Source organism: Streptosporangium sp. NPDC003464, assembly GCF_053588315.1.
On sequence record NZ_JBSFPS010000374.1, the window covers coordinates 1 to 7529 of the forward strand.

Consider the following 7529-nt stretch of genomic DNA (forward strand, 5'->3'; position numbering starts at 1 on the left):
TGGTCGGCGTAGACGGCGACGCTGGCCAGTCCGGCGTCCTTGCAGGCGCGGGCGATCCGCACGGCGATCTCACCACGGTTGGCGATCAGGACCTTGTGGAAACGACGGTTCATAGCGGCCTTCGCAGCGTGGAGGGTGGTGACCAGGGGCAGGGCGGCCGGTGGCCGTGCGGTCTCCGGCGGGAGCTCTCCGGGCGGGAGCCGGAGGCGTCCCCCGCCGGGCGGGTGACGGCCGCCGTCTCGGGGCCGTGATGGACGCTCGGCCCGGCCGGCTCCCGACCGCGCGCCGTCTCCCCCGGCGGATCGGTCCCCGGCGCCGGAGCGTCTCCGGCCTTCTGTTGTACGTGCACGCGATCTCCTCACCGGATTACCTGGTTACGCCGCTCCAGAGATATGCAATACACCGATGCCGCAAGGTTAGTCAGGGATGTCCTTTTCCAGACACCCCTACAAACCCGCCCGGGACCACCCGTCCGGGACGGCTCAGGCGGTGACGGGGCTGCCGAATTCGAGGCTCGACGGCAGGTCGGCGCGCCGGGTGATGTTCAGCTTGCGATAGGTCCGGGTCAGGTGCTGCTCGACCGTGCTGATCGTGATGTAGAGCTTGCCGGCGATCTCCCGGTTGGTGTATCCGGCGGCCGCCAGGACGGCTACCCTGCGCTCGGCGTCGCTCAGGACGGCGGCCAGCTCCGTCGCCACCCTCATCCCGGCGCCGTCCCCGTCACCGTCCCCGTCCCTGGACAGCGCCCTGCTCAGCGGCCCGGCCTGGCACACCTGGGCCATGGCCTGCGCCCGGCCCGCGATCATCGCCGCGCGCCGGTACTCGCCGAGCTCCTGGTATGCCTTGACGAGGTCGAAGAGCGCTCTGGCCATCTCGTACCCGTCGCCGGCCGCCTGCAGCAGCTCCACCGCCTGGCGGAGCAGCATGGGGCGGTGCCGTACTTCGCCGGTGGCGGCCAGCAGGCGCATGGCGATGCCGTGGACCCGGGGCGTCTCGGGGCCGCAGCGCCTGATCTGCTCCTCGACCAGCTGCCGCGCCTGTTCCGGCCGGCCCAGGCTCAGGCAGGACTCGGCGGCGTCGGTCCGCCAGGCGACGAGTCCCGGCACGTCCAGGTCCCACCTGCCCATCAGCTCACCGCAGAGCCGGAAGTCGCGCAGCGCCAGGGCGGCGTGACCGGTCGCCAGGCTGTAGCGGCCCCTGGCGTGCAGGTAGTGCAGGCCGTACCGGGTCTGGAACATGGCCTCGGGCACGGGCTGGTCGAGGTGCTCGTGAACGGCGTCGTACTTGCCCATCGCCGTCAGGGCGAGGATGAGGCTGCTCAGCGGCCCGCCCGCGGCGACGCCCCAGCTGCTCAGCGGGATGATCTCCAGGGCGGCGCGCGCGTGCTGCTCGGCGCCCGGCATGTCTCCCTGGCGGATCGCGATCTCGGCCCGGATGGCGGCGAGCCTGGCCTGGCGGCTCGGGGCGTGCAGCGAGGATGCCTCCGCGCTGAACAGGTCGCACCAGGGCGCGGCCCGGTCGGGCCGCCCGGCGTAGGTGAGCGCCAGCAGGGCGCTCTCCACGGTGTCCATCGACATCTCGTCGAGGCGGCAGCCGCGCAGGATCCGCTCGACCGCGTCCAGGACCTCCGCGCGCGGCCCCCTGGCGAGCACGTCGGCGAGCGCGAGCGCGGTGTCCAGCCGGCGGTTCGCCGTCACCGACACGACGGCGGCGCGGTCGCGCCCGCCGGCCGCCCGCTGGAGGTGGGCCAGGAAGGGCGGGTGGGTGGAGCGCAGCCACGGGCGGGCGATGACGAGCTCGGTGACCGTCTCGGGGTCCATCGCGCCGCCCGACTCGTTCAGATGCTCCAGCACGTCGCGCGCGTCCTCGAACCGGCCGTGCCACAGCAGCGCCCGGGCCAGCACCACGGCGTCGCTGCCCCGGAGATGGCCGCGCTGCATCCCTTCGGCCAGCTCGGCGAGGTGCCCGGCGGGCGCGGCCGGATTGATCCGCCACTCGGCCCGCACGAGCATCGTGGTGATCTTCATGCGGCGCTGCTCGTCGGCGCACTCGCGCCAGGCCAGCCGGAGATAGGCGACGGCGGACTCCACGCGTCCTTCGCGCAGCGCGTTCCTGGCCGCGTCCTCCAGGACGGAGACCCCCCAGGGGGCGTCGGCCCGGCCCGCCTGGAGGAGATGGTCGGCGACCGTCGTCGTGGAGGCGCCGCTCTCGTGGGCCAGCTCCGCCGCGCGCCGGTGCAGATCCGCCCACTCCCCCGACCCCACCTCGGCCAGTACGGCGGTGCGCGCCGCCTCGTGCCGGAAGCGGCCCAGGGCGAGCAGGCCGGCGACGGTCAGGAAGTGCAGGGACCGGATCACGGAGGCGGGACCGACGCCGAGCAGCCGGGCCAGGGAGTCGGGGCCGCCGAGGATCGCCAGCCCCCGTGCCACCTGGAGCATCTGCGGCTCGCCGCGGTGCAGGCACGACAGGACGGCCTGGCCGTACCGGTCGCCGACGACGAGCTCGGCCGGAGCCTCCCCGCCGGCGGTCCGCACGGAGTCCTCGTAGTCGTCCACCAGCGCCCCGGCCAGCAGCGGGTTGCCGCCGCTGACGGCGTACCAGCCGTCGGCGAACCGCTCGGCCGTCTCCCGCCCCACCCGCTCGGCGACCAGGGACATCACACCGGCCCGGGAGAGCGGGGCGAGCTGGATGCGGCGGCAGTGCGGCTGGCGGAGCAGCTCGGTCTGGAAGAACGTCTCGCTGGACCATCCGTGGTCGGAGTGGCTGAACACCGCCACGATCCTGGCGAACCTCACCCGGCGCGACAGGTAGGACAGGCAGAGCAGGGAGGCGCGGTCGGCGTGCTGCACGTCGTCGACGACGATCATCAGCGGATACCGCTCCGACAGCTCCAGCAGCAGCGTGCACAGGGCGTGGACGATCTGGGCGTCGACCTGGTCGAGGGGCTCCGCCTCGGAGCCGGACGACGTCACGGTCCGGGCCCCCTCCTCCAGCAGGGCCATGGCCCGCTCGCGCTCCTCCGCCACCAGCGGCGAGTCCTGGATCAGCTGGCGCAGCACGCCCAGCGGCAGATCGCGCTCGACCCGCGACCCGGTCGCCGTGACGGGCAGCGCGCCCAGCTCCAGGGCCTGCTCGGCGAAGCGGTGCAGCAGCTCGCTCTTGCCGGTCGCGACGGTGCCGCTCACCAGCGCGACCCTCCCCTTGCCCATCACCGCGTTGGCCAGGAGCCCCTCGAGGGAGGCCAACGCCTCATCTCTTTCGACCAAGCTCATCATCAGCCTCCCTCTTCGAGCAATGGATCAGGCGGTTCAGAACCGCAACTTACGGCCGGACGGAGTACGCAGGTCCAGTGGACCCGGCGTCTTTGCCTTCTGCTTTTTGAGCTGGACTCTCCGCATGGTCGCCGTACCTTTCGATCTCGGCTGTTCTCCGATGGGATGACGATGACGACGCTAGGCTTGCCCGGTTTCCGTCCGTTATCGGATGGCTATTCCCCGCGCTGTGCGGTCATCGCCCGCCCGCGGCGGCCGCGGCGCCCGCCCGCTACCTGCCCGCGGCGATCAGCGGCGCGGCGGCACCGGCGTTCTCCTCGTTCCTGGCGGGCAGGTGCTTCAGCCGCGCCCTGATGACGGCCGAACGCACCGCCGCCAGTGAGGCCGCCTCGACGTCCCGGTCGATGCCCACCCCCCAGGAGGGCCGGCCGTCGACCCGGCACTCGGCGTAGACGGCCACCTCCGCGTCCGGCCCCCGGTCCTGGCCGGCGAATCCGGTCCGGTGCACGGCCCGCACGTCGAAGCCCCAGCGGGACAGCGCCGCGCGGACGGCCTGGACGGCGTCCGTACGGCCGGCGCCGACGTCGAACCTCTCCCCGTCGACGTGCAGGGAGGTCGTCACCAGCTCGGTGCCGGAGGCGAGGGGGACGGGCAGCTCGGCGTTCAGGAGGTATTCGCGTTCGAAGAGCCGCCCGACCCGGTCCGGCGTGATCTCCCCGCCCTCCGCGTCGGCCTGCGACTGGACCAGGTGCGCGAAGTCGATCTGCAGCTCGCGCGGCAGGTTCAGCCCGTGCCAGGCGCTCATGACGTAGGCGACCCCGCCCTTGCCGGACTGGCTGTTGATCCGCACCACGGCCTCGTAGGTGCGGCCCACGTCCTCGGGGTCGAGCGGCAGGTACGGCATCTCCCACGGCAGGTCCCCGACGGCGGTCCCCCGCCGGGCGGCCTCGCGCTCCAGGGCGTCGAACCCCTTCTTGATCGCGTCCTGGTGGGAGCCGGAGAAGGAGGTGTAGACGAGGTCGCCGCCGTAGGGGTGCCGCGGATGGACGGGCAGCCCGTTGCAGCGCTCCACCGTGCGGCGGATCTCGTTGATGTCGGAGAAGTCGATGCCGGGATCGACCCCGTGGGTGAACATGTTGAGCCCGAGCGTGACCAGGCAGACGTTGCCCGCCCGCTCCCCGTTGCCGAACAGGCAGCCCTCGATCCGCTCCGCGCCCGCCAGGAGGGCCAGCTCGGCGGAGGCGACGGCCGTGCCCCGGTCGTTGTGCGGATGGATGGACAGGCAGACGTGCTCTCTCCTGGAGAGGTTGCGGCTCAGCCATTCGATCTGGTCGGCGAAGACGTTGGGCAGGGAGCGCTCGACGGTCGTGGGGAAGTTGAGGATGATCCCGCGGCCCGGCTCCGGCTGCCAGACGTCCATGACGGCCTCGCAGACCTCCAGGGAGAAATCCAGCTCGGTGTCGCTGAACAGCTCGGGAGAGTATTGGAAGCCGAGGTCGCAGTCGCCCAGCGTCTTCTCGGCGTATTTCATCATCAGCCGGGTCCCCTGCACCGCGAGGTCCTTGCACTCGTTGCGGCTCATGCCGAACACCACGCGCCTGAACAGCGGCGACGTCGCGTTGTACAGGTGGATGGTGGCGCGCGGCGCCCCTTCGAGGCTCTCCACGGTGCGCCTGATCAGCTCGTCCCGGGCCTGCACGAGCACCGAGATCCGCACGTCGTCGGGGATCCGGTCCTGGTCGATCAGCACGCGCAGGAAGTCGTGGTCGTCCTGGCTGGCGACCGGGAACCCCACCTCGATCTCCTTGTAGCCCATGCCCACCAGGAGGTCGAACATCGCCAGCTTGCGGTCGGGGGACATGGGACTGGCCAGTGACTGGTTGCCGTCGCGGAGATCGGTGGACAGCCAGCGCGGCGCGGAGACGATGGCACTGTCCGGCCACGTGCGTCCAGGAAGATCCACCGGTGTGAACGCGCCGTAGCGCCCGGCCTGTCGTCTCACGTTCCTCACTGGCTGGTTCCCTTCTATGCTTGCACGTCCGCCGTCAGTTGTTGGAGCCGAAATACGTCGAGTAAGAGTAAGGGGAAATAACTACTTTTATCTGATATGAATCTGTTTCGTCCTTCATGCGGAATATGACGGCTATTTCGGGATATGCGGCACTGAGGCCGAGGCCGACGAAGTAGTAGTCGCTCTCGAAGACGATGCGATACAGGCCGCGCTCGAACTTCTGCCCCCACCACTCCGTGATGCAGCCCTCGTCATCGGTCTCGGCGTCGGCGATGGCGCTCCATTGGCTGTCCTCGGCCCGCTCCAGCCGCGCCCGCACGCCGGCGGCGTACCGCCCATGGACGCCGTCCAGCGCCTGTGCACTAATGCCCATGTCAGCGACACCTATCTACAAGGCCCGCCATGGCGGACCAGCTTGACCATCTCCGCGGTTCACGCCCGGCCGCCGGGGGCGGGCCCCCGCGAGCCCGCGGACGGTCTCACGAGGGCCCCGGCTCCCGGTCCGCCGCGTGTCGGCTGGCCGCCGCACACGACGGACACCGGCCGGTCCGGGCCTCCGAACCAGGCTTCCGGAGCGCGCTATCGTTCTGGCTTCGTCCGGCTATCGGCCGCCTTCGTCCCGCTATCGCCCTCCGGACCGCGCCGGCGGGACGGACGCGGCGGATCCGCCGGCGTCCGCCGCGGCGATGGGCCGCACAATTGGCGGACCCTTCTTGATATGAGCTGAGAAATGCGCCGACACCCTCTTTGACCTGCGCTGATGGCATACCGGAAGCGATCCGATAATGACCGGATGGCGGCGGCTGCGACCTTGAAAGTGCCTCAGCCAACCGGCCGGCGACCACGAGCCACCGCGACAGACAAGGGCAGCAAAATGAGCGACCACACCGGCAGCCGCATCTTCCGCCTTGCTTTCTCCGCCATCGTCATCACCGCGGGGGTGGCGGCCACGGGCACCGTCGCCATCGCGGGCACAGCGGCCGCGGGCGCTTCCGGTGTCACGATGGTGAGCGCCTCGGACACCCAGCCGACCCCCACCCCGACCCCGACCCTGCCCCCGCACACCGACGGTGACCCCTGGGACGGTTCGTGAGCCGGTGAACTCCTGAAAGACGGACGCACGGGTTGAGTGTCGCGGGTCGCCAGCGGCCACCCAGACGGCCGGAGACATTACGTCTCCGGCCGTTTTCCGTTCTCTTGACAATGGACTTACGGCCACAAACGGCGGATGAACTCATCGGGGTGGCCCAGACTCTGGCAAGGCATCACTCCAAGTAGTACACTCCACACCAAAGTGACACATTGCACACGGGGTGACTCTAGTATCGGTAAGATTCAACGACCGCGTATATCGCGAACATCGACGACAATTGCCGTTACAGACAGACTTTCCTGGTCTCCCTGAGGACGCACGCCTGACAATGAGGTTGTACAACCGACGCTTCTCTCGCATCGGGAAGTGTAGGGAATTTCGCATGGGCCGGGGTTGCGGGTTTTCTTCAAGGAGATGCGGGTGGACTTCCTCGTTCTTGGACCTCTGGAGGTGACCAACGGCGACCAACGGCTGGACCTTGGAGGCATAAGGCAGCAGACCGTGCTCGCCGTCCTCCTCCTCGACGCCAACCGGGCGGTCACCACCGGCCGGCTCATGGAGGCGATCTACGGAGACGACCCGCCGACCACGTCCCGGGCCCAGGTGCAGATCTGCATATCCGCCCTCCGGCGCCTTTTCGCCGCCCAGGGCAGCGCCGATCTCATCGCCACCCAGTCCCAGGGTTACGCGATCCAGGCCGACAGCAGCCGGATCGACTCCCACCGCTTCGAGAACCTCCTCCTCCAGGCCCGGCGCGCCCGCGAGGACCGCAACCCCGAGGAGGCCATCAAGCACTACCGCCGGGCGCTCGCGCTCTGGCGCGGCCCCGCCCTCGACGGCATCGAGAGCAGGCTCGTGCAGTCGGCGGCGGGCAGGCTCATCGAGCACCGGATCACGGCGAACGAGGACTGCCTCCAGCTTGAGCTGGATCTGGGCAGGCATCACGAACTGGTCGGCGAGCTCAGCGAGCTCGTGGAGGAGTATCCGCTGCGTGAGCGGCTCCGCGGCCAGCTGATGCTGGCGCTGTACCGCTCGGGACGTCAGGCGGAGGCGCTCCAGGTCTACCGGCTCGCCCGGCAGACCATGATCGAAGAACTCGGGATCGAGCCCAACGAGCGCCTGCAGCAGCTGGAATACGCGATCCTCACCTCCG

Annotated in this window: 6 protein-coding genes; 2 read left to right on the forward strand and 4 right to left on the reverse strand. The window is 70.2% G+C overall.

Going from position 1 to position 7529, the window contains the following annotated elements; all coding sequences use genetic code 11:
- From ACWDS7_RS44650 to ACWDS7_RS44665, 4 genes are all read right to left on the reverse strand, one after another.
- Positions 1 to 113, reverse strand: a 113-nt coding sequence (locus ACWDS7_RS44650; RefSeq protein WP_386498305.1) for a biotin carboxylase N-terminal domain-containing protein, incomplete at its 3' end; no start/stop codon positions are given.
- A gap of 369 nt (positions 114 to 482) precedes the next feature.
- Positions 483 to 3275, reverse strand: a complete 2793-nt coding sequence (locus ACWDS7_RS44655) for an AAA family ATPase (protein ID WP_451934240.1) — start codon at positions 3273 to 3275, stop codon at positions 483 to 485.
- A gap of 268 nt (positions 3276 to 3543) precedes the next feature.
- Positions 3544 to 5274, reverse strand: coding sequence for a 2-isopropylmalate synthase (leuA, locus tag ACWDS7_RS44660; RefSeq protein ID WP_451934241.1), 1731 nt, complete (start codon positions 5272 to 5274; stop codon positions 3544 to 3546).
- 43 nt (positions 5275 to 5317) lie between these two features.
- Positions 5318 to 5656, reverse strand: coding sequence for a hydroxyisourate hydrolase (locus ACWDS7_RS44665; RefSeq protein WP_306875063.1), 339 nt, complete (start codon positions 5654 to 5656; stop codon positions 5318 to 5320).
- 501 nt (positions 5657 to 6157) lie between these two features.
- Between ACWDS7_RS44665 and ACWDS7_RS44670 the strand changes: the two genes are divergently transcribed.
- Both ACWDS7_RS44670 and ACWDS7_RS44675 read left to right on the forward strand, forming a co-directional pair.
- On the forward strand, positions 6158 to 6376 hold the full coding sequence (locus ACWDS7_RS44670) for a hypothetical protein (RefSeq protein ID WP_451934242.1): 219 nt from the start codon (positions 6158 to 6160) through the stop codon (positions 6374 to 6376).
- 420 nt (positions 6377 to 6796) lie between these two features.
- A partial coding sequence (locus ACWDS7_RS44675; protein WP_451934243.1) for an AfsR/SARP family transcriptional regulator occupies positions 6797 to 7529 on the forward strand: 733 nt, incomplete at its 3' end.